Here is a 329-nt window from a genome sequence, read left to right as displayed (position 1 = left end):
GTGCGGCACCCCGGCCGGCACGTACACCACGGTGCCCCGCCCCACCGCGGTGGTCTCGGCCCCGACGGTCAGCTCGGCCCGGCCGCTGCTCACCTGGGAGCTCTCGGCCGGGGTGTGCGCGGTCTGCGGGTCGGGGTCGGCGCCGGGCACGTCCCCTGCCTCCCGCGGGGCGGGGTGGAGTTGCAGCACATTTCGCTCACGGTGGTCGCCGTGGCTCTGCTCTTCGGGGTGGTGTACTGTCTGATCAAGCCGGTGGTGAAGTTCTTTTCCTTCGCCCTGTTCATCCTCACCCTGGGTCTGTTCACCTTCATCGTGAACGCGTTGATGCT

Annotated in this window: 1 protein-coding gene and 1 pseudogene; one reads left to right on the top strand and one right to left on the bottom strand. The window is 69.3% G+C overall.

The genetic code is table 11. The annotated features are described in order from the left end of the window. Window positions 1-135: pseudogene (locus PUR56_RS33525) on the bottom strand (cupin domain-containing protein); the annotation flags it as partial. Between PUR56_RS33525 and PUR56_RS33520 the strand changes: the two are divergent. Further along, window positions 115-329: phage holin family protein (locus PUR56_RS33520; protein ID WP_443034603.1), on the top strand; the 215-nt coding region annotated here is incomplete at its 3' end. The pseudogene PUR56_RS33525 and the gene PUR56_RS33520 overlap by 21 nt on opposite strands.

Origin of the sequence: Streptomyces sp. BE303 (genome assembly GCF_036290945.1) — a bacterium.
Classification (GTDB): domain Bacteria; phylum Actinomycetota; class Actinomycetes; order Streptomycetales; family Streptomycetaceae; genus Kitasatospora.
The sequence above is the reverse complement of the archived record's forward strand: the minus strand, read 5'-3'. Positions and strand labels throughout refer to the sequence as shown.